A 20,221-nucleotide genomic window follows, 5' to 3' on the forward strand; every position below is an offset into this window, starting at 1 on the left:
TAAAATTTGTGAAAAGGGGATAACCATGAAATTTAATAAACTAATCACGCTTGCTGCATCATTAACAATTGCCTTAACCGGAGCATTGTTTGTTTCACAACAAGACGCTTCTGCTGAAGTAACTAAAGTTACAAGTACTGGAAACAGTACTTCAAAACTTTATACCAAAGATGGCGACTTGATTACTAATAGAGCTTTAGCACCAAAGACAAATTGGTTAGTTGATCGAATTTTTACACACAATGATGTTACTTATTATCAAGTAGCAACAAATGAATATTTAAAATCCACTTCAACAACACGTTTGTATGACAAATCGAATCCAAATTTTAAATACGTACCAAATGTTAAGCGGATTAATGAATATTTTATTAAATATTTAAACGTCCTACATGCTGCAAATGGAACTCCAGCTGTTTCAACTAGTGAAGAGATGTTTGAATATGCCAATCACCGTGCTTATCAACAAGTTGGTGATACCATGGACCATTCAACAAGACCTAGAAATACTGCAGAAAATCTTTATGGATTTGGATTTAATTTCATATTAAAAAATGGAATTTACAAAGGGATGACCTCAGATAGAGATGTAGCATGGTATTTAATAAAGGGTTGGTATGACGACAACAATAATGCAAGTGCTGGTCCAGGAGAAATTGGTCATTTTGGGCATCGTGCAGAACTAATTTATACGGGTACACCTGCTGCTATTGGTATGTCGGATAATAGTACGTCGTTAAGTTCAGAATGGACGAATGATTTTGATGGGTATAACAGTATTTATGAATACACTGGTACAAATCCAAATACTAATTTCATTTCCAAAGATTCTGTAAAATAATTAAATTATTTTTCTCCAATGACAAGTAGTGTCGTGGTCAAATGTTATCTTTAATGTGTTAATAATTTATATAGTTATGGGGGAATTTCATTATGAAGAAATTTGTTAAATATTTAGGAGTTACTGCAGCCATGCTTTTAACAGCCGCACCATTAGTTGCACCTGTTGCAGCAACAACAACTACAGTACAAGCTTCTAGAGAAGAAGACGGTTCTTTAAATAGACCGGATGCAACTTATACTGACAATGGTGATGGAACTTATACTTTACATGGAACTATTAATGCAGAGATTTGGACTTCAGAAGATAGTCTTGAAAGTGGAAACGCAATTCCTATTTCTGTTGAAGGATTGAAAGCAAATTCAAAAGGCATTGTTAGATTTGCTGCACCAACGATTGATGGTTATAAAAATAATTCTGATGGGTATTTTGAGCTAGACCTTGATGACGATGGTGCCTACGTATATTCAATACCAACCTATATACCAACTACTACCGAAACTATTAATAAAAATAAAACATTTGGTACACCTTATTCAGCCACTATAACTTTGACTCGTAAAAGATTTGCTTGGGATGATAAAGGAAATGGAATTAATATACCAGGAACAGATGAGTATACATACATTCCAGCTGGATCATCTTGGAAAGTAGATCGTAAGATGTACAGAATGGGTGAAACATATTACCGTATTGGTACAAACGTTTGGATTGATAGTCGAAATGGAGTCCAAGAAAAAAATAGTAAAAACGTTGTAACTACAAAATGGGATTCCGCTTTGTTTACAAAAGATGGTCAAAAGATTAATAATCGTGCCTTAGCCGGTAATACATCTTGGTTAACTGACCAAACTGCTACTATTAACGGTAAGACAATGTATCGTGTTGCTACAAACGAATGGCTTTCATCATTCGATGTTAAGTAATTAATGTTTAGAGTTTAAAAGTCAAAAAAATCCCAGTTTATCCAATTATTTTCGGATAAACTGGGATTTTGACATATCGTGACGAGGGCGAGTCGTATACTGTTAATGGAATCAGATGATTCCGAATATTTCCTCTATATCGTTTATGACTATGTGACATGCCCGTGTCCGTAGTACAGGTAAAAAGTTCAGAGATCAATTGATTTCTGGGCTTTTTTGTTGTGTTCAAAGTATTAAGTTGTCAACAATCTAGTTTCGAAAACTAGATAATGTGGTTTACATAACTAAAATAAATGGTATTATTAGTCGGTGACCTATTTAGCTTAAATGAACTTAATTTTAAGAGGTGAAAAGATGTATCAAATACTGACAGATTCTGAATGTGATTTACCATTGGCAACTTTGAAAGACAGTGGGGTAGACGTAATTTACTTTCATACCAAAGTTGGTGATCGAGATCTCGTCAATGACTTGGGTCAAAGTTTAGACATTAATGATTTTTATCAAGAAATTTTATCTGGAGCAATGCCGACGACAACGCAAGTAAATGTTGGGGAATATTTGGAGTTCTTTAAAAAGTACGTCGAAAAAAATATTCCGATTGTCTATGTAGGATTTTCGGGAGGTTTGAGTGGTTCATTGTCCAGTGCTAATCAAGCCAGAGAAATTCTTTTGGAATCAAATCCACAAGCTGATATTAGAATTATTGATACTTTGGCCGCTAGTGGGGGTGAAGGACGATTAGTAATAAGTGCAATCAGACTTCAAAAAGCTGGTGCCACGTTGGATGAATTGGTTAACTGGTTTGACTTGAATAAACTTCGTTTGCAACAGTGGTTTACTGTCGACAACTTGAATTACCTGTACCATGGTGGTCGTATTTCAAGAACCTCAGCTGCCTTGGGGACTTTGTTGAAAGTTAAACCCATTTTGGACGTTGATGCCGATGGCAAGTTACGGATGGTTTCAAAGACGCGGACACGGAAGAAATCGTTACTTGAATTGGCGGATAAAATTGTTAACGCTATGCAAAGTGATCAGGAACAACCAGTTATTATCACAACAAGTGGCGATTATGATGCTGCTAAAATCGTTAAAGATCGGATTATTGAACAAATCAGCCAAGCTGATATTCAGATTTATCCAATTGGGATGACAATTTCGAGTCATACCGGAGTTGGGTGCGTAGCGGCTTTTGCTATGGGACCTGAATTTAGAAATTAAATTATTTTGTTATTATTATAAAAAAGAGATTGGGACATAACTACTTTTTACTCCTAAACTTGCAGCATAAACGCGGAACAGGACATAACTCTCTCCGCTTAAAACAAATAAGCCAAGGTTATCAAAGTACGATTACCTTGGCTTATTTGCCTTAATGCTCAAGAGTTGACCATGTCCTGTTCCGCTCTCTAACTGAAACGAGTTGCACAAGAGCAACTCCCTCCGAGATAACAAAATTTCAGGAATCACTCGCAAAGTGCGACGAGCAATTTCTGAAATTACGTTATCCTCCGGGAGCTGACCGCTCTTGTTTCACTCTCTGTTGTTTTTTAATCCAAATTTTGGATTACTAACTTAGCAACAGCTCGAGCTGAAAAAGGATTTTGACCAGTGATCAATTGGTCATCTTGGATGGCGAATTCCTTGTATGCTCGTTTCTTTTGGAAATTAGCACCATGTAATTTGGCTACATTTTCATTGAGAAAGGGTACGACTTTTCTTTTACCAGCTAGAATTTCCTCGGCAGTTGTGAAGCCGGTAATGTTTTTGCCAGCAATTAAGTATTTGCCGTTGTCATCTTTAACGTTTAGAAGACCAGCGATTCCGTGACAGACTGAGGTTACTAGACCGCCTTGTTGATAGATCTTTCTAGTGATCTCTTGAAGTTTCGGATCAGTAGGAAAGTCCCACATCACACCGTGACCGCCAGTGTAGTAAATAGCTGAATAATCTTGAGGATTGATTTGTTCCGGTTTGAGGGAATTAGTCAGTGCTCTTTGTTGAAAATCTGAACTAGCGTAAATATCCATTGTGGATTTATCGGTATATTTGAAACTGCGGGGATCTAGAGGAACGAATCCACCTTTAGGGCTAACGTAATCGACGGCAAAGTTGGCGTTAGTTACTTCATCAACGAATTCAGTGGCTTCACCTAACCAGAGTCCGGTTGCTTGTTGTGTGCCGTGATATCTGATGGTGTTAGTTAGGACAACTAAAATTTTTTTCATAATTTACTCCTTATCACGCTGTGGCATTAAAGCGGATATTCCTTGATGTTTCAAGGAGAATAATAAGGCGCCCCAAGCGTTAGTGGTATTTTGAATTTTTTTGTTCTCGGCGATTCTAAGCATTTGTTGCTGATAAAAGCTGAGGCCAATCAAAGAACCGACCTTTTTGTCTAATTTCTTTGATCCGGTAGTCAGATGATGCAACCTTACAGAAGTAAAGTTACCCCATTTCAGTTGGTTAGGCAAATCGGGAATCATAACGAGTGGTCGTGCCAAACCAATAAAATCTGTTTCATTATTATTAATAGCTTTTTCCATACCATTTGCGGTATTAAAGCCACCGGTGACGATGATAGGAGTGGAGATCGTTTGTTTAATTTTTTTAGCATAATCGATGAAGAAAGCGCCTTTACCAATACCTTGCATCTTTGGATTTTCATAGTTACCGCCGGAAATTTCAATCAAGTCGATACCTAATTGATCCATTTTTTGAATTACCGTTAAGGAATCTTTTTCAGAGAAACCATCGGGACGAAAATCTGAGGAGTTGATTTTTAAAGCAATGGGGAATTCAGAACCGACCTTTTGACGAATACCGGTGTATATTTCAGTTAGGATGCGCATGCGATTTTCCAACGACCCACCATATTCATCATTTCGCCGGTTATCGTGGGGTGAGAGAAATTGGTTTAATAAGTATCCGTGAGCGGCGTGAATTTCTACACCAGAAAAGCCAGTTTCTTTAGCGATTGCAGCAGCTTCAATGAATTTGTTGATGATCTGTTTTATTTCGGAATGCTCCAAAGCTCTTGGGGAATTGAAGGCAAAGGCATTACTTCCGGACATGGGTACGGCACTGGGAGCAACGGGATATTTGCTGATAGTTTTCGGTGATTGTTTACCTGGATGATTTAGCTGCATAAAAATCTTGGTGTCATTAGCAGTGGCTGCTTGTGACCACTTTTTTAAGAGTGTTAAATCTTGATTTCTATCGACGACAATATTGCCAAATTCTCCTCGAGCGTTAAGGTCGACCATTACATTTCCAGTGATGAGTAATCCAGTCCCACCTTGGGCCCATTTTTGATAAAGGGCAATTAATTCATCTGTTGGTTGATATTGTTTATTTCCGAGAGTTTCACTCAAGGCGGCTTTGACGAAGCGGTTTTTAATAGTTGTACCATTTTTTAAAGTTAAGGGTGTAAAGATGTTAGTCATAATATTCTCCTGATTATAGGTTTAAACATTTAAACATATTAGGCAAAAATAAATTCCATCTTATTTCGATGAAATACTTTTTTCCAGTGAAACGGTCAGATCCTTTAACAACTGGACGGTATCATCTAAAGAAACACGATAGAAACGTTCCTTACCAAGTTTAATGACGGCAATGACACCAGCGTTTAGCATCAACTTTAAATGATGGGAAACAGCTGGACGTGACAGATCCAATTGGTCGGTGATTTGATTGACCGTCAATTCTTTATTTTTGCATAATAGTAAAATGATTTTTTGGCGGTTCTCATCTTGAAAGATATTGAAGATGGGCATGCCTTTTCTGAATAGTTCCATAGTTTCTTCTGCCATAGCGATGTCTCCATAGGTTTAAATGTTTAAACGTATAATAATGTATCTCTGAGTAAAAGTCAACAAAAAAAAACAGAGCGAAAGCTCTGTTTTTCTTGTTTAATTAAATTCAACTGGATGTTTGTCAGTCAATGCTTTTGTTCGAGCATCTAATTTCTTTAATTCTTCGGGATTATCGTGATTCTTGATTGCGTCAACGATAATATGTGCTACTTCTTTACAATCTTCTTCGTTAAAGCCTCTTGAAGTGATAGCAGGTGTACCTAGACGCAAGCCAGATGTCAACTTAGGAGGTAGTGGGTCGTTAGGGATAGCTTCCTTGTTAGTTGTGATGTGGATCGTATCAAGTAAGTTTTGTACTTCCATACCGTTTAGACCACTTTCTGTTAAAACGACATTTAACAGGTGATTATCTGTTCCACCAGTCAAGACTGATAAGTTGTCCGCTTCGTTAATTACTTTCGCCATGGCCGCAGCGTTCTTAACAACTTGTTCCATGTAAGTTTTGAATTCAGGTTGAAGATCTTCACCAAAGGCAACCGCTTTACCAGCAATGACGTGTTCCAAAGGACCACCTTGTGTTCCAGGGAAAACAGCTGAGTTGATTTTCTTACCTAGTTCAGCTTTAGCAATGATCATACCGCCACGTGGACCTCTTAAAGTCTTATGTGTAGTAGTTGTAACGATATCAGCCACACCAACTGGAGTAGGGTGAAGACCAACGGCAACGAGTCCGGCAATATGAGCCATGTCGACCATCAAATATGCACCAACTGAATCAGCAATTTCACGGAATTTCTTGAAGTCAATGATACGACTGTATGCTGAAGCTCCAGCGACGATTAAATGTGGTTTAACTTCTGTGGCAATTCTTTGAACGTCGTCGTAATCAATTAGGCCGTCAGCGTTAACTCCGTATGAGTGAAAGTTATACATCTTACCTGAGAAATTCACTTTTGAACCGTGAGTTAAGTGTCCACCAGCATTTAAATCCATACCTAAAACGGTATCGCCGGGCTTCAAAACTGCTTGATAAGCGGCGGCATTAGCTTGGGAACCTGAATGTGGTTGAACGTTAACGTATTCGGCGTTGAACAATTTCTTAGCGCGGTCGATTGCAAGTTGTTCGACTTGGTCGATGTATTCGCAGCCACCATAATAACGATGCCCAGGATATCCTTCAGCATATTTGTTAGTTAAAACTGATCCTTGAGCCTTTCTAACATTATCAGAAACAATATTTTCAGAAGCAATCAACTCAATATTTCTATTTTGTCGTTCTTCTTCTTTTTTGATTAGATCAAAAATTTCTGTATCGCCTGTACTATATTGCACTGCAATCACTCCTTAGTTGTTATTTACTACACTTGTACCATCGCTATAGTTAATCTTGACACCTTGTTCAATGTTGAAAATGTAGACGTTGAAGTAAATTTGTTTATCTACTTGGCCGTCACTAGTCAACGATTCAGCCATCATTTGCACACCACGAGCGACTAATTCATCATTGCGATAAATCGGTTTGACCCGGTAACGAATGAAATTATTAGGATTTTGCTTGAGGTAATAAGCAATATCGTTCTCATGTTTGAGCATTTCGGGTGAATTCAATGAACGTGTACCAGTCATCAAATTTTTCGGATTATTGTTCTGTCCGGTCAATTGAAAACCAATTAGGTGTGATCGATTGTATAGCCAGCCACCTTTGATTCGTTTGTTGTGCCAACCAGTTGGGTTAACATATAAAGCTTCACGTTTCTCGGTAGGCATTAAGCTTTTGCTTAATAGTGCATCAGCTTGAATTGCTCGATTCAGATGATCCAAATCAGCGAATTCTTGCCAAGGACCATTTGAGACGTTTAGTTCGGATTTTGTGAAAGTAGGTGTATTATTATTGACCTCAATTTCTTGAGTTCCATTGTAGTCGAGATTAGCTAAGTTGGATGTATCATACGTCTTAGTTTTCTCAACTTGCTTTGGATTATCACCAGTTTGGCCGGTGTTTTGTAAACTCTCATAAACTCCAGAACCTCCGGCAATTACCAAAACAATTCCCAATGAAACTAACTTTCGATGCAGTCGTTTTTTTGGCTTGACCATAAAGGTCGTGAACAAGACGATTGCTCCCAAAACAACGAGTAATAACATATACATAAAAATCTTTCCCCTCACTATGAAGACCTTTTGGAATCTCCAGTTTTCATTTTATCATAATTTTTCAGAAAACTTGAACAATATCCTTGGGTTTAGAGATATTTATTCGGATATAATATTTATCATAATTTCTTTTATATCTTTTCATGATAAAATTTAGACAATAACTATTATAAGTAATGAGGAGAGAAAATTACATGAATTTGGCCGAAAAATTTAAATACATGGCAACTGGGAAACCATATGATGACGTTGCTCCAGAATTAGATGATTTACGTGATCAAGCGACAGAAAAGACGACGCGAATTAATAACGAAAACAATAAAATTAAAAAGGAAAAATTAATTCGTCAATTATTTGGTAGCGTTGGGAAAAAGCCATTTTTGAATCCTAATTTTCGCTGTGAATTCGGCAGAAATATTCACGTCGGCGATAATTTTTATGCGAATTATGATTGTGTAATTTTGGATGGAGCTCCAGTCAAAATTGGCAATTCGGTTTTGTTTGGACCAAAGGTTGGTTTATATACTAGTAATCATTTGTTTGACCCAAATGAAAGGGAACTTGGTGGCTGTATTGCTAAGCCCATTACAATTGGAAATCGAACTTGGTTGGCCGCTAATGTGACAGTTCTCCCAGGCGTTACGATTGGAAATGATGTTATTATTAGAGCTGGCAGTGTTGTGACCCATGATATTCCTGATGGAGTGATTGCAGCTGGCAATCCTTGTAAAGTGATTCGTGAAATTACCGATGCTGATAAGACGGGTTTTGTTGGTAAGGATTTTATTTAGTGCAAATAGTTCTGTGGTAATCGAAACTTGATTATCATGGGGCTTTTTTAATGTTCGAATGACCTGGTAGATGTATGCATTTTTCAATAGACAAGATGTCGAATTAAGGAAAAATGATTTTTTGTGTGAATTTTAAATTAAATGTAATTTAATTTAATTTTTTTTAATGTTTGTTACTCTACGAAATTTATTGATAAGATAGTTATTTTTTATTTGTGAAACAATATACAAAATGTCGGAAATTCAATTGTGATTAAGCAAGAATGCTGTTAAATGCGATATACACTTTTGTGAATGAAATTGCAAACCATTTGCTTATATGATAATATTTTGCTCATACATAAGTAAAGGTGATGATATGATGCGTTACGATTTTGATGGAAAAAATATAATTGTTACAGGTGGAGCTAAAGGAATTGGCAAAGAAGTTGTCAAAGGAATTATCAACGGTGGCGGAAAAGTTGCCTTGTTGGATATTGATGATGAATCTGCTAAAAAAACAGTTACAGAAGTAAGTCCAGAAATTAAGTTTTATCATGTTGATCAGGCTAATCGAGAGGAAGTAAACAAACAGTTTGCTCAAATAATTAAGGATTTTGGAAGAATCGATGGTCTAGTGAATGTCGCCGGAATTATCAGTTCAAAGTCATTTGATGATTTAAGCCCTGAAGAATGGGACAGGACGATTAAAATCAATTTGACTGGGCAATTCAATACAGTCAAAGCACTTTGGGAACATTTTAAAGAAATTGGTGGAGGAAGAATTGTTAATGTTTCTTCCGTTGCCGGAAAACTGGGTGGTGGGTTACTCGGAACAGTTGCTTACGCTTCTTCAAAAGCCGGAACCAATGGCTTTACTAAAGCCATAGCTAAGGAAGGTGCTAAATATGGAATTTATGCAAACGCTGTTTGTCCATCATTTACACATACTTCAATGACAACGGCTCTTTCTGAAGATCCAGATAAGAATTCAAAGGTGATCGGTATGATTCCTTTAAAGAGAGCTGCTGAACCAGTAGAAATCGCACAAATGATTCTGTTCTTTGCTTCAGAAGCCGCAAGTTTCATTACTGGCGAAATTGGTGATTGTGATGGCGGAATCGTAATGGATGGTTAATTAAATATTGACTGGAGATAATATTATGGCAGGTAAAGAAGGTAAAAAGAAGAAATTTTCTATTCCCGGTGGTAATATCATTATTCCGATGTTTATAGGTGCTACCATTAATTCATTTTTTCCAGATCTTTTAAAAATAGGTGGTTTTACAACTCCGTTTGCTCAAGGATCAGGTGCTTTGGTAGGAGCTTTCTTATTTATAATTGGTGGAACAATTTCATTTAAGATTGCTGGGCCAGCTGTAAAACGTGGCGGTATTATTATTTTAACCAAGGTTGTTTTGTCAATCGTTTTTGGATTGATTGTTGGAAAATTAATGAATAATGATTTTCTCGGGCTTAGCGCATTAGCTATCATTGGGGCAATGTCTGGGGCTAATAATGCTATGTATGCTGGAATCGTCCACGACTTTGGCGATTCTGTTGATGAGGCGGCTGTCGGTATTACAATTTTAAGTGTTGGACCTTATGTGACGATGATAGCATTAGCATCTTCAGGCTTAGCATCATTTTCCGTAGTCACACTATTAGCAACGATTCTACCTTTATTAGTAGGAATGATTTTGGCAAATCTTTTCCCAGCTATTAAAACTATTTTGAATAATGGGATGAATGCCATTATTGTCTGTGTTGGATTTGCACTTGGCTGTACAATGAATTTCCAACAAATATTTGTTGGTGGGGCAAGTGGAATTCTACTAGGGGTGATTGTTACCTTAGTTGGTGGTGGAATTACGATTGTTGTCGATAGATTAACTGGTGGTTCAGGAGTTGCTGGTGCAGCAATTTCTAGTACTGCGGGAGCTGCGATGGCAACACCGGCTGCAATGGCTGCTGTTGATGAATCTTATGCAGCTGTTCAAGCAACTGCGACGGCACAAATTACAGCGGCAGTAGTTGTCACAGCTATCTTGACACCTATGTTAACTGCTTGGGTGGCAAAAAGATTTAAGGGTAAGTCTAAAAATAAAGACAGTAAAGATATAAAAGCAGAAAAACTAGATCCACAAGTATAATCCAATAAAAAAGAACCTCGAAATTTTTCGAGGTTCTTTTTGTGTTATTCAAAAGTTTTTTTCAAAGCAGCAATTCTTTTATCCAGTGGTGGATGAGTATCGAATAATCCAGAAAAATGTTTTTTTTTGTTGGGATCATCGATATAAAGGGCAGCACTGGCGTCATCAACTCGTTGCATTGGTTTGGTGCTCTCTTTTAATTTTTCCAAAGCATTGATCAGACCTTGAGGATTTCTAGTTAATTCAGCTCCTGAAACGTCAGCCAAATATTCTCTGTTTCTGGAGATAGCCATCTGGACTAAACTGGCAATTAAAGGTCCAAGGATTGCAAAGACTAAACCAACTAGCCACAAGACGATTCTTACTGCACCAGAGTTATTGTTGTCACGGTCGTCACGATCAACTGGAAGCCACCAACGATAAGCGTTACCGATAATGGAACAAATTAAGATGATAGCCGAACTCAAAGCTACTGAGATAGTAGAAACACGGATATCATAATTTTTTACGTGAGAAATTTCGTGAGCTAAAACACCTTCGAGTTCTTCACGATTCATCATTTTATATAAACCACTAGTTACCGCCACAGCAGCGTGTTTAGGATCACGTCCAGTCGCAAAAGCATTAGGACTTGGATCATCAATGATATAAATATCAGGTAAGGGGATGTCCGCTACCATAGATAAATCTTCGACGATATGCCAGAGTTCAGGTGCATCTTTAGCTGAATTGAGTTTTTTAGCTCCATTCATTTGCATGACGATACTGGTCGATTGAAAATAAGTTATCAGTGTATAAACAATTGCAATCACTAAGGCAATAATTATTCCTGAATAAATATTGTCAAAAAAGTAGGCACCAATAAAACTTCCTAACGCTGCTAGTAACAGAAAGAAGAAAAAGAAAATAAAGTAAGTCTTACGTTTATTACGATCGATTTGTTCGTAAATCATGATAGACCCCTAAAATTTAACTTTAGGAGCTTCTTTGTCAGCATCAGGAATTTGCAAGAAGTCCATTTCTTTAAAGCCATGGATTCCGGCAATAATATTCCGTGGGAAAGTTTGCAATGCAGTATCATAAGCTTGCACTTGGCTGTTGTAAGCTTGACGAGCATAAGATACTTTATTTTCTGTATTGGAAAGTTCTTCCATTAGTTGTGAAAACTCTTGGTTGGCTTTCAAATCAGGATAATTTTCTGCCAATGCGAAAACCTGTCTCAAGGCACCAGTCAAAGCACTATCAGCTTCAACTTTATCTTGTAGCGAACTCGCATTGTTGATGCTATTTCTTAAATTAACAACGTTGCTAAGAGTTTCTTTTTCGTGTTTAGCATAACCTTTGACAGTTTCAACCAAATTAGGGATCAAATCAGTCCGACGTTCGAGTTGGACGTCAATTTGTGAACTGAATTCACGCGCACGATTACGGTACTTGACCAAACTGTTATACATACCAGCATAGGCGACAATTACTACTAAGATAATGGCGATGATAATTAATGTTTTCATTTAAATCTCCTTCTTTTCTTATTGGCTATATTTTACCATATTAGCGATTTGCAAGTATCAAAGTTACTTCAGAAAAAAATGAGTAAATCAGTATTACTTTTCTGAAAAATAAATTATACTTGAAGAATAGAGGAAGGTATTTGAAGGTTCTTAGGTGAATATTATGAAAAAAATTTTTCTACCCGTTTTAATGCTCTCAGCTGCACTTTTAGGTATTATCCCAACAACCTCCAACGTAGGCGGTTCAGTTGATTCACATTACAACAGTGAATTTGGTCAAAAAGCCAATGACTTGATCAACAAGTACGATTATTCTGGCAGTATGTTGATAATAAAAGGTGGCCGACCAATTTATTCGACCAGTCGTGGTTATGCCGATTATGGCACGAGTCTTCACAATACCATTGATACAACTTATGAAATCGATTCGATTCAAAAGTCAATGACAGCGGCAATGATAATGAAGCAAGTCGAAGCCGACAATTTGAGTTTGAATGATCGCTTAGCAAAGTTTTATCCTGAAATTCCTGGAAGTAAGAATGTCACTATTAGACAAATGCTAGATATGACCTCTGGTTTGATTCTAGTTGGTGGCGTCGGTCCAACCAAAGTGATGTCAGATCCAGATATTGTCGATGCTGATATTAAAAATATTAAGTACGTCAATTTGTTACATGGCAAGTGGAATTATTCCGCCGTCAACTTCAATCTATTGTGCGGCATTTTGGAGAAGTTGACTGGCAAATCATATCGCAAGTTGTTCAATGAAACTTATGTTGATAAATTAGGTTTGAAAGAGACAATTTTTGCCTATGATACTTCACCAACAGTTGTTAAATCGACCGGTTATAATGAGCCCAATCCGTTAGTTAAGAAATTAACTTATAAGAATCCCTTCAATATTAAACGGTATATGGAGTATGACGAATTAGGCACTGGTCAAGTTTACATGAGCGTTTATGATCTCTTTAAAGTTGAGCAATATATTAACGGGCCAATGCTGAGTGAGCAATCACGCAAGGAATTATTCGCACCCGGCAGTATCAGTACATATGGTGGCGGCTTGTATCATCGTCAAAATGATAACTTTGCGAATGGTTGGGGCTACGGTTTCCAAGGAGTATTCCATATTTCTGACGATGGAAAGACGGCAGTAGTCGCTTTACAAAATTATTCTAGACGAGGAGCCGACGTCAAACCACTTGTTAATCAACTATATCAACTAGCTAATGAATAATAATTATGTTAATATAAGTAGTGCAGATATAGCCTATCTGTATTAATGACTATTTCATACATTCCAAAGTTTTCTATGGAATAGTCTGAAGCCTTACATCACGGATTGATGTAAGGCTTTTTCTTTTTGTCCAAAAAACCTCAGCAATCGAATGATTACTGAGGTTTTTTAATCGAATTTTGTTTCCCAATTTTTTGAATGATGACAATCAAAGACCATTTGAAAATCTTCTCGTAAGTTTCTGGCCAAAGACAAATTCAGTTTTAATGCTTCATCAAGTGTAAAGTAGGCCACATCAGAAGTCTCCACACCACTGTGAATGTCGGTTTCAGTGGGGGTACATTCGAAGAACAATTTGTAAATATAACTGAGATTTTTCTTAGGATAATGGTTCTTTTGCATGTCCCGAATAGCAATCAAACGTTTTGGCACAACTTGAATCCCAGCTTCTTCAAAAGTTTCCTTCGTAGCAATTTCACCGGCCGAATAACCAATATCGGCCCAACCGCCAGGAATTGACCAAGTGCCGCCACGTTTTTCCTTGACCAGCAATATTTTATCGTTAGAAAAAGTTGCCGCACGAACATCGACTTTCGGTGTCACGTAACCCGAATCAGCGTCAAAAAAGAGATCCAGATTTTTGGGTGTGGCGTTGTGAACCAAATGCGTACTGAGTTTTTTGGCGACATCTTCCAATTGTTGATAACGTTCCAAATCAAAGACATCTTTACCATAATGTTTGCCACTCTGGGCGATGGCTTGTAACTGCTCAAGTAATAGTTCAATTTCGTTCATATAATGACCTCCTTGAAAAGCAGTATAACACCCAAAATTAGATTGAAGGCATTAATTCTTGGCGGAGGATATTGGCCACGAGATACTCGTAAATAGTTTCCTCTTTGAAATCCTGGTGAGTTTGCAGGGTCTCAGAAATATGTGTCATTAAATAAAAAATATTGATCAACATAAAATTTGATTTGTATCTTGAGGCACGATTGAGACCTTGTTCGATAATTTTTAAGGCTTCATTATAATTATTGAAATGGGAGTAGATCATGGCACCAATGAAAAAGAGTGTATTTTGATTACCGTCATAATTGTCTTTGTCTAAATCGTATAAAGCTAGTTTGTAGTAAGTATAAGCAGAATTTCTTAAATCGAGTTTGGCGTAAATCAAACCCAAAGTGGCATTTCCTAGTCGAGTTAAAGTTGAACGTTTGTGACGTTTACCAGAACTTGCTAAGGATAACTTTAAAAAAGCCTTGGCATTATCAAGACTTAGATCAAGTTGGATTGAACAGATTGCCAAATAAAAGTAATACGCTTGTGTCTGCTTTGAAGTTTGGACGCTGTTGAGTACGGTAGGACGGTTTAAAAAATTTCTCAGTCCGCGATAGTCTCTACTATTGTATAGTTGATTGATTATTCGATTGAAATCGGCAGTTTTACTAACTTTGTAATTTTGTTGTAAACAAAGGTCACTGGAACTGATTGAAAGACGTTTACATATTTGAATTAAAAGTTGCTTACTTGGTGCGTACTTGTTAGCTTCAATCTCTGAAAGAGCTGACTGCGAACAAAGACTGTCACAAAGCTCTTTTTGTGAAATCAATTTATTTTCGCGAGCTTCTTTAATAATTTTACCTAAATTCACCATCGTGATAACGTACCTACTTCTCATAAAATAATGTTTTTATGCTTATTATGATATAAAAGTAGTGTGTATTTTCTGTTCAATTATTGTAAAGTTTTGTAAACATTTATGTAAATTTTCAAACAAATTTCAATAAGATTTGTAAAAAAAATACCACAAAATTGTGGTATTAAAGGTTATAGTGTAAAGCCCTGTTCCTTCAAGAAACTAGTAACTTCGGGACGTCTGATCTGTTTGAAAATAGCTAAATTTTTCTTTGACCAGTCAGTGTCAGAGGCATTAGTTTTGCGTTGAGCATAATAGTCGTGAACGACCGCGTCATAGTCAGATAGATCCGTGAATTTTTGATTGTCGTAAGAATTTGTTGCGACTTGATTAACTTTTGGGAGTCTAGGTTTAGGCTGATTTTTAACTGCTGGCACACCAATTGTCATACCGAAGATTGGCAAAGTAAGTTCAGGTAGTTTCAATAGTTCGGCGACACGCTTGATATTGTTGCGCAGACTGCCGATGTAACAAATACCTAGATCCATTGATTCAGCGGCAATTGCCATGTTTTGAGCCGCAATCGTCGTGTCTACAATGCTGACAATCAGTGATTCCATATTTTTTAAACTATCTAGATCTTGATTGTGAGCCTTTAAAATACTAGCTTGACGATTCAAATCTGCCACGAAAACGTAAAACGTATCAGCTTTTTTGACGTGGGGTGAACTGATAGTAATGTCAGCTAATTCATTCCGCAAAGTTTGATCAGTTATTTCAATAATTGAAAAAGCCTGGACAAATTCTGAAGTCGAACCACTTTGGGCCGCAGCGGTTAAAGCTTGTTTTTGTTCAGCAGTGATTTTTTGTTTGGTAAAGTCACGAACGGAAACGTGTTCCGTCATTTTTTTGATAGTTGGATTCATGTTATGCCTCTTTTTTGAATGGTCGAAAAGTTTCACGTTTAGATTGATATTCGGCGACGCTACTAATTTTATGATGCTTAAATTCAATTACCGACACGCCGTCAAAATCGTATTCAGTATGTTCAACCGCATGAAAATACCATAACACGGTATAGGTGTTTTTGTCCGTTGGTAAAATTTGGTCGATTCGCCAATCTAAAACTTTTTGGCGATCTAACATGTTGTCGATCCATTGATGTAGCTCGTCTAAACCAATATAAATCGGTCCATAGGATTCGCGGTAAATTATTTTTTCATCAAAATATTCATCAAGGTTAGAGAAATCTCTAGTAAGCCATGATTGAAAATACTTTCTAATGATGTCTGTGTTGTCCATTTTGATTCTCCATAATTAATGAGTTAATAATCATTATAAAAATTTTGAATTGCTTTTTCTAGTATAAATGACAGTCCTAGCAGGTTTTAGGCTTTAATCTATAAGTCGTATCTTGGCAAATTCAATCATAAGTAGAGTAAAATTTATTCCGAGTAGTAAAAATATTATGAATCGAGGGCTTATATGACTGATTTATTCAAAGATGGTGCCATCAGTATTCATGGCGCAAGGGAAAATAATTTGAAAAATGTTGATTTAGACATTCCTAAACATCAAATTACTGTTTTTGCGGGTTTATCTGGTTCGGGTAAGTCATCATTAGTATTCGACACTTTAGCTGCCGTGTCGCGAAGAGAGTTGAATGAAACTTTCCCTAGTTTTACCCAACAGTACTTACCAAAGTACGGCCAACCAAAGTTTGATCGAATCGATAATTTGCCAGTCGCAATTGTAGTTGAACAAAAGCCAATAGGACGAAATTCTCGTTCGACTCTAGCAACTTATACCGGCATTTATTCAGTTTTACGATTGATGTTTTCACGAATTGGTAAACCTTGGGTCGGCTATTCAGAGTGGTTTTCTTTTAATCTGCCGCAAGGGATGTGCCCTAATTGTCAAGGCTTAGGCTTTGTGGACGATGTTGATGAAAGTCAGTTGATCGATCCGAATAAGTCACTCAATGAAGGTGCAATGACCTTTACCGGCTTCCAACCAGGGACTTGGCGTTGGAAAGAGTACGGTAACAGTGGTTTGTTTGATCTCGATAAAAAAATCAAAGATTATACAAAAGAAGAGTACGATTTGTTCATGCATGCTCCCCGACAGAAACTGAAGAACCCACCTAAGACTTGGGCAAGAACCGCACAATATGAAGGCTTAGTTCCACGAATGTTACGCTCAGTGATTCACAGTGCTTCCGGCCGTCATCATCAAGCAGCTTTGGAAAAAATTGTCACCAGAAAAGTCTGCCCTGTGTGTCACGGAACTAGATTGAACCAGGATGCTTTGAAAGGCAAAATCGAAGGGAAGAACATTGCTGAAGTTGGTGAAATGGACCTCGTCAATGTTTTAAAATTTTTGGACAGCATTACTGACCCTAAAGCTGAAACGATGGTTCGTGAATTGCGGAGTAAAGTTCAATCACTAGTTGATATTGGCTTAGGTTACTTATCACTAAATCGCGGCACCGATACCTTATCTGGCGGCGAAGCTCAACGAATCAAAATCGCTAAATATCTAACAAGTTCACTGTCTGATTTAGTTTATGTACTCGATGAACCAAGCGTCGGTTTACATCCACATGATATTAAGATGATTACCAAATCTTTAAAGAAATTAAAAGAGCAAGGCAATACGATTGTCTTAGTTGACCACAATCCAGCAATTATTTCAGCCGCCGATTATGTTGTCGAAATCGGTCCCAAAGCTGGTAAAGGCGGAGGAACAGTTACTTTCAAAGGAACCTATCCCGAATTGTTGAAGTCGGATACGATTACCGGAAAAATGTTACGGACACCAATTGAATTTCGTCAACCACGTGTTGCCAAGGATTGGATCAAAGTTGAAAACGTCAATTCTCATAATTTAAAACAAGTTGATGCAAAACTTCCGAAAAAAGTTTTGACCGTTGTTTCTGGCCCAGCTGGTTCAGGGAAGAGTACATTAGTTAATGCCTTTAAAAAGCAAGTGTCAGACCAAGACTACATCGACTTGAGCCAAGATGCTGTCGGAATCAATATCCGTTCGACACCGGCTACCTATTTGAACATCTTAAATCCGCTGCGAAAACTTTTTGCTGATGAAAATAAAGTTTCAACACAATTATTCAGTTATAACGGCAAAGGTGCTTGTCCTCGTTGTAAAGGCAAGGGGGTAACAATTACTGAGATGGCCTTCATGGATCCAGTTATTCAAGTTTGTGAACTCTGTGGGGGCAAACGATATAGTCAAGAAGCCCTGCAATATAGTTATCACGGAAAAGATATTTCGCAAGTATTGAATATGTCGATCGATGATACCTTAGAATTTTTCCAAGATGTTCCTAAAATTTATAAAAAAGTAAAGTTACTAGAAGAAGTAGGCTTAGGCTATTTGAGTTTGAGTCAATCAATGACGACCTTATCCGGTGGGGAAGTCCAACGAGTTAAATTAGCAATGGAATTAGACCACACCGGAAGTATCTACTTTTTAGATGAGCCAACTACTGGCTTACATTTGAACGACACTAAACGTTTGATTGATTTGTTTGAGAGTTTGGTTGATAAAGGCAATACTTTGATTTTGATCGAACACAATTTGTCGCTGATCCCTCAGGCTGATTGGTTGATCGATATGGGACCTGATGCCGGTAAGTACGGTGGTCAAGTTTGTTTCGAAGGAACTCCGAAAGATAGTATGAAAGATTCAGAATCGCGTACTGGTGTGGCTTTGAAACAATTAATAGAAAAATAAAAAGAGTCTAGCTGAAATGAATTCAGTTAGGCTCTTTTTTTGCAACTAAGTTTACCTTTTTCTAGAGAAACCTAACCGTCAACAATTAGGTCGGTATCTTCACTAACAAAGTTATGATAATCATTAAAAATCAAATTCTTTTTGGATAGTTAACGTAATTTAATTAGAGACTGAAACGAGGAGGAATGTGTATGAATATTCTTAGGGATTCTTTTATTAATGTTGGACCGCAACTAGACACGAGTTAAATGATGGTCTTGTTTGTTGAAGAGGATAATTTCTGATGATATTATGTAGATATGATAGGTTGTTGTTTGTAAGAAGTGACATAGGAGGATAGTACTGATGTCAACAAAAAGCTTTCAGACTGAATTTTCATTTAACCAAAAAACGGGTAAAAACTTAGCCATTGCGTTAGATGGATCGCGTAAGACGGACACCAAAATTTTAAAACCCGTTAAGTTTTTAACCAACAAGAATGATAAAGAAAAAATCGAAGATATTATGAGGAATTTTGATTAATGGCCTATAATATTATTCAATTGAAAGAATTAATGGATCAAGAATACGATTTAAGCAAGCTGTTCTCTACGTTTTCATCAATAAATGAAGATGTAGAGAATTTTTTATTAAATAAATCTGAACAGTTCGAGACCATGGATTTAGCACGAACATATTTAATTTTTTCAAAATACAGAGGAGAGAATATTTTAGCTGGATATTATTCAATTACGAATAAACCGCTTATGATGTCAAAAAAGAATTTTTCAAGGCTTTCAAATACATTAAGAAAAAGATTGTTAGGTATGGGACAAAAAACAGAACGTGAAAATTATGAGATTAAATCCATATTGTTAGGTCAAATTGGCAAAAATTTTAATTATAAAAATTCTATATCTGGAACGGATATTCTAAAATTGTCTTATATTACTATCAGTCAGGTTTATCAATTGATTGGTGGAAGAATTATTTATTTAGAAGTTGATAATAATGATAAATTGAGAAGTTTTTATACGAATAATGGTTTTAAAGAAATTGATAATTATCGAACTCCAAATGAGCAATGTTTATTTATAAAAAGAATTAGTGATATTCTTTGAAATTAAAAATATACGATATTCTAAATAGGAAACACCTTTTATTTACCGTGGATTAATAAAGGTGTTTTTTTTATTTTTTTCAGGTCCTTTACTTAAATTGTCCAGCGATAAATTATGGAAATTTCACCTAAAGTTAGAAGGATTCTCTTGAAAATTGTTAGGGGTTTGGATTTATTAAGCTATAAATTAATACGTGGGTTAAAAGACTATAATGAAGCTTATCATGATAACAAGGATATTTTATAAGTATTGGTTATGATTAATCTAAATGGTAAGAATTTCTGAGTTAAGATAAAAAATTTTAGGGATCTTAGAT

General features: G+C 36.7%; 21 protein-coding genes. 10 read left to right on the forward strand and 11 right to left on the reverse strand.

Translation table 11 applies throughout. The features are described from left to right. Positions 1-25: 25 nt before the first annotated feature. The 3 genes from EGT49_RS01975 to EGT49_RS01985 all read left to right on the forward strand — a co-directional run bounded on the left by EGT49_RS01975 (position 26) and on the right by EGT49_RS01985 (position 2,991). The gene (locus EGT49_RS01975; RefSeq protein WP_135371280.1) at positions 26-841 is read left to right on the forward strand and encodes a hypothetical protein; all 816 of its coding nucleotides are present in this window, start codon (positions 26-28) and stop codon (positions 839-841) included. Positions 842-933: 92 nt separating this feature from the next. Further along, positions 934-1,767: an SLAP domain-containing protein gene (locus tag EGT49_RS12600; protein WP_135371281.1), complete on the forward strand. Its 834-nt coding sequence runs from the start codon at positions 934-936 to the stop codon at positions 1,765-1,767. 354 nt (positions 1,768-2,121) lie between these two features. Continuing rightward, positions 2,122-2,991 (forward strand): DegV family protein, encoded by an 870-nt coding sequence (locus tag EGT49_RS01985; RefSeq protein ID WP_135371282.1) that lies wholly within the window; start codon positions 2,122-2,124, stop codon positions 2,989-2,991. A gap of 329 nt (positions 2,992-3,320) precedes the next feature. On the opposite strand, the gene EGT49_RS01990 is transcribed toward EGT49_RS01985, so the two are convergent. The 5 genes from EGT49_RS01990 to EGT49_RS02010 form a co-directional block, all read right to left on the reverse strand. Beyond that, a complete protein-coding gene (locus EGT49_RS01990; protein WP_135371283.1) occupies positions 3,321-3,998 on the reverse strand; it encodes a type 1 glutamine amidotransferase domain-containing protein in 678 nt (225 codons plus the stop codon). A gap of 3 nt (positions 3,999-4,001) precedes the next feature. After that, positions 4,002-5,216 (reverse strand): NADH:flavin oxidoreductase/NADH oxidase family protein, encoded by a 1,215-nt coding sequence (locus tag EGT49_RS01995; protein ID WP_135371284.1) that lies wholly within the window; start codon positions 5,214-5,216, stop codon positions 4,002-4,004. 60 nt (positions 5,217-5,276) lie between these two features. Then, on the reverse strand, positions 5,277-5,585 hold the full coding sequence (locus EGT49_RS02000; protein WP_135371285.1) for an ArsR/SmtB family transcription factor: 309 nt from the start codon (positions 5,583-5,585) through the stop codon (positions 5,277-5,279). A gap of 99 nt (positions 5,586-5,684) precedes the next feature. After that, positions 5,685-6,920 (reverse strand): serine hydroxymethyltransferase, encoded by a 1,236-nt coding sequence (glyA, locus tag EGT49_RS02005; RefSeq protein WP_135371286.1) that lies wholly within the window; start codon positions 6,918-6,920, stop codon positions 5,685-5,687. Positions 6,921-6,932: 12 nt separating this feature from the next. After that, positions 6,933-7,739, reverse strand: a complete 807-nt coding sequence (locus EGT49_RS02010; RefSeq protein ID WP_135371287.1) for a DNA/RNA non-specific endonuclease — start codon at positions 7,737-7,739, stop codon at positions 6,933-6,935. Between the two features lie 197 nt (positions 7,740-7,936). Here EGT49_RS02010 and EGT49_RS02015 point away from each other — a divergent pair, with 197 nt between their 5' ends. From EGT49_RS02015 to EGT49_RS02025, 3 genes are all read left to right on the forward strand, one after another. Continuing rightward, on the forward strand, positions 7,937-8,533 hold the full coding sequence (locus tag EGT49_RS02015; RefSeq protein WP_135371288.1) for a sugar O-acetyltransferase: 597 nt from the start codon (positions 7,937-7,939) through the stop codon (positions 8,531-8,533). Positions 8,534-8,894: 361 nt separating this feature from the next. Further along, on the forward strand, positions 8,895-9,650 hold the full coding sequence (locus EGT49_RS02020) for an SDR family NAD(P)-dependent oxidoreductase (protein ID WP_135371335.1): 756 nt from the start codon (positions 8,895-8,897) through the stop codon (positions 9,648-9,650). A gap of 25 nt (positions 9,651-9,675) precedes the next feature. Then, positions 9,676-10,665: a 2-keto-3-deoxygluconate permease gene (locus EGT49_RS02025; protein WP_135371289.1), complete on the forward strand. Its 990-nt coding sequence runs from the start codon at positions 9,676-9,678 to the stop codon at positions 10,663-10,665. Positions 10,666-10,709: 44 nt separating this feature from the next. On the opposite strand, the gene htpX is transcribed toward EGT49_RS02025, so the two are convergent. Next, a complete protein-coding gene (htpX, locus tag EGT49_RS02030) occupies positions 10,710-11,618 on the reverse strand; it encodes a zinc metalloprotease HtpX (RefSeq protein ID WP_135371290.1) in 909 nt (302 codons plus the stop codon). Positions 11,619-11,627: 9 nt separating this feature from the next. Then, a complete protein-coding gene (locus EGT49_RS02035) occupies positions 11,628-12,176 on the reverse strand; it encodes a LemA family protein (protein WP_135371291.1) in 549 nt (182 codons plus the stop codon). A gap of 163 nt (positions 12,177-12,339) precedes the next feature. On the opposite strand from EGT49_RS02035, the gene EGT49_RS02040 reads away from it, so the two are divergent. After that, the gene (locus tag EGT49_RS02040; RefSeq protein ID WP_135371292.1) at positions 12,340-13,413 is read left to right on the forward strand and encodes a serine hydrolase domain-containing protein; all 1,074 of its coding nucleotides are present in this window, start codon (positions 12,340-12,342) and stop codon (positions 13,411-13,413) included. Positions 13,414-13,581: 168 nt separating this feature from the next. Here the strand turns inward: EGT49_RS02040 and EGT49_RS02045 are convergent, their stop codons facing one another. From EGT49_RS02045 to EGT49_RS02060, 4 genes are all read right to left on the reverse strand, one after another. Then, positions 13,582-14,208, reverse strand: a complete 627-nt coding sequence (locus tag EGT49_RS02045; protein WP_135371293.1) for an NUDIX hydrolase N-terminal domain-containing protein — start codon at positions 14,206-14,208, stop codon at positions 13,582-13,584. A gap of 37 nt (positions 14,209-14,245) precedes the next feature. Next, positions 14,246-15,094, reverse strand: coding sequence for a helix-turn-helix domain-containing protein (locus tag EGT49_RS02050; RefSeq protein ID WP_135371294.1), 849 nt, complete (start codon positions 15,092-15,094; stop codon positions 14,246-14,248). Between the two features lie 149 nt (positions 15,095-15,243). After that, positions 15,244-15,978, reverse strand: a complete 735-nt coding sequence (gene nfsA, locus EGT49_RS02055) for an oxygen-insensitive NADPH nitroreductase (protein ID WP_135371295.1) — start codon at positions 15,976-15,978, stop codon at positions 15,244-15,246. Between the two features lies 1 nt (position 15,979). Then, positions 15,980-16,354 (reverse strand): nuclear transport factor 2 family protein, encoded by a 375-nt coding sequence (locus EGT49_RS02060; RefSeq protein ID WP_135371296.1) that lies wholly within the window; start codon positions 16,352-16,354, stop codon positions 15,980-15,982. Between the two features lie 183 nt (positions 16,355-16,537). Here EGT49_RS02060 and EGT49_RS02065 point away from each other — a divergent pair, with 183 nt between their 5' ends. The 3 genes from EGT49_RS02065 to EGT49_RS02070 all read left to right on the forward strand — a co-directional run bounded on the left by EGT49_RS02065 (position 16,538) and on the right by EGT49_RS02070 (position 19,905). Then, the gene (locus EGT49_RS02065) at positions 16,538-18,805 is read left to right on the forward strand and encodes an ATP-binding cassette domain-containing protein (protein ID WP_135371297.1); all 2,268 of its coding nucleotides are present in this window, start codon (positions 16,538-16,540) and stop codon (positions 18,803-18,805) included. 345 nt (positions 18,806-19,150) lie between these two features. Beyond that, positions 19,151-19,327: a hypothetical protein gene (locus tag EGT49_RS12390; protein WP_167849719.1), complete on the forward strand. Its 177-nt coding sequence runs from the start codon at positions 19,151-19,153 to the stop codon at positions 19,325-19,327. After that, the gene (locus EGT49_RS02070) at positions 19,327-19,905 is read left to right on the forward strand and encodes a GNAT family acetyltransferase (RefSeq protein ID WP_135371298.1); all 579 of its coding nucleotides are present in this window, start codon (positions 19,327-19,329) and stop codon (positions 19,903-19,905) included. Before EGT49_RS12390 ends, EGT49_RS02070 begins: the two co-directional genes overlap by 1 nt. Positions 19,906-20,221 lie beyond the last annotated feature (316 nt).

The organism is Companilactobacillus suantsaicola, from assembly GCF_004745525.1.
In the GTDB taxonomy this organism is placed as follows: Bacteria; Bacillota; Bacilli; order Lactobacillales; family Lactobacillaceae; genus Companilactobacillus; species Companilactobacillus suantsaicola.

Bases quoted from the DNA above. Each gene is read 5' to 3' on its own strand.
- EGT49_RS01975 (WP_135371280.1), top strand. From the start codon at position 26: ATGAAATTTAATAAACTAATCACGCTTGCTGCATCATTAACAATTGCC.
- EGT49_RS12600 (WP_135371281.1), top strand. From the start codon at position 934: ATGAAGAAATTTGTTAAATATTTAGGAGTTACTGCAGCCATGCTTTTA.
- EGT49_RS01985 (WP_135371282.1), top strand. From the start codon at position 2,122: ATGTATCAAATACTGACAGATTCTGAATGTGATTTACCATTGGCAACT.
- EGT49_RS01990 (WP_135371283.1), bottom strand. From the start codon at position 3,998: ATGAAAAAAATTTTAGTTGTCCTAACTAACACCATCAGATATCACGGC.
- EGT49_RS01995 (WP_135371284.1), bottom strand. From the start codon at position 5,216: ATGACTAACATCTTTACACCCTTAACTTTAAAAAATGGTACAACTATT.
- EGT49_RS02000 (WP_135371285.1), bottom strand. From the start codon at position 5,585: ATGGCAGAAGAAACTATGGAACTATTCAGAAAAGGCATGCCCATCTTC.
- EGT49_RS02010 (WP_135371287.1), bottom strand. From the start codon at position 7,739: ATGTATATGTTATTACTCGTTGTTTTGGGAGCAATCGTCTTGTTCACG.
- EGT49_RS02015 (WP_135371288.1), top strand. From the start codon at position 7,937: ATGAATTTGGCCGAAAAATTTAAATACATGGCAACTGGGAAACCATAT.
- EGT49_RS02020 (WP_135371335.1), top strand. From the start codon at position 8,895: ATGCGTTACGATTTTGATGGAAAAAATATAATTGTTACAGGTGGAGCT.
- EGT49_RS02025 (WP_135371289.1), top strand. From the start codon at position 9,676: ATGGCAGGTAAAGAAGGTAAAAAGAAGAAATTTTCTATTCCCGGTGGT.
- htpX (WP_135371290.1), bottom strand. From the start codon at position 11,618: ATGATTTACGAACAAATCGATCGTAATAAACGTAAGACTTACTTTATT.
- EGT49_RS02035 (WP_135371291.1), bottom strand. From the start codon at position 12,176: ATGAAAACATTAATTATCATCGCCATTATCTTAGTAGTAATTGTCGCC.
- EGT49_RS02040 (WP_135371292.1), top strand. From the start codon at position 12,340: ATGAAAAAAATTTTTCTACCCGTTTTAATGCTCTCAGCTGCACTTTTA.
- EGT49_RS02045 (WP_135371293.1), bottom strand. From the start codon at position 14,208: ATGAACGAAATTGAACTATTACTTGAGCAGTTACAAGCCATCGCCCAG.
- EGT49_RS02050 (WP_135371294.1), bottom strand. From the start codon at position 15,094: ATGAGAAGTAGGTACGTTATCACGATGGTGAATTTAGGTAAAATTATT.
- nfsA (WP_135371295.1), bottom strand. From the start codon at position 15,978: ATGAATCCAACTATCAAAAAAATGACGGAACACGTTTCCGTTCGTGAC.
- EGT49_RS02060 (WP_135371296.1), bottom strand. From the start codon at position 16,354: ATGGACAACACAGACATCATTAGAAAGTATTTTCAATCATGGCTTACT.
- EGT49_RS02065 (WP_135371297.1), top strand. From the start codon at position 16,538: ATGACTGATTTATTCAAAGATGGTGCCATCAGTATTCATGGCGCAAGG.
- EGT49_RS12390 (WP_167849719.1), top strand. From the start codon at position 19,151: ATGTCAACAAAAAGCTTTCAGACTGAATTTTCATTTAACCAAAAAACG.
- EGT49_RS02070 (WP_135371298.1), top strand. From the start codon at position 19,327: ATGGCCTATAATATTATTCAATTGAAAGAATTAATGGATCAAGAATAC.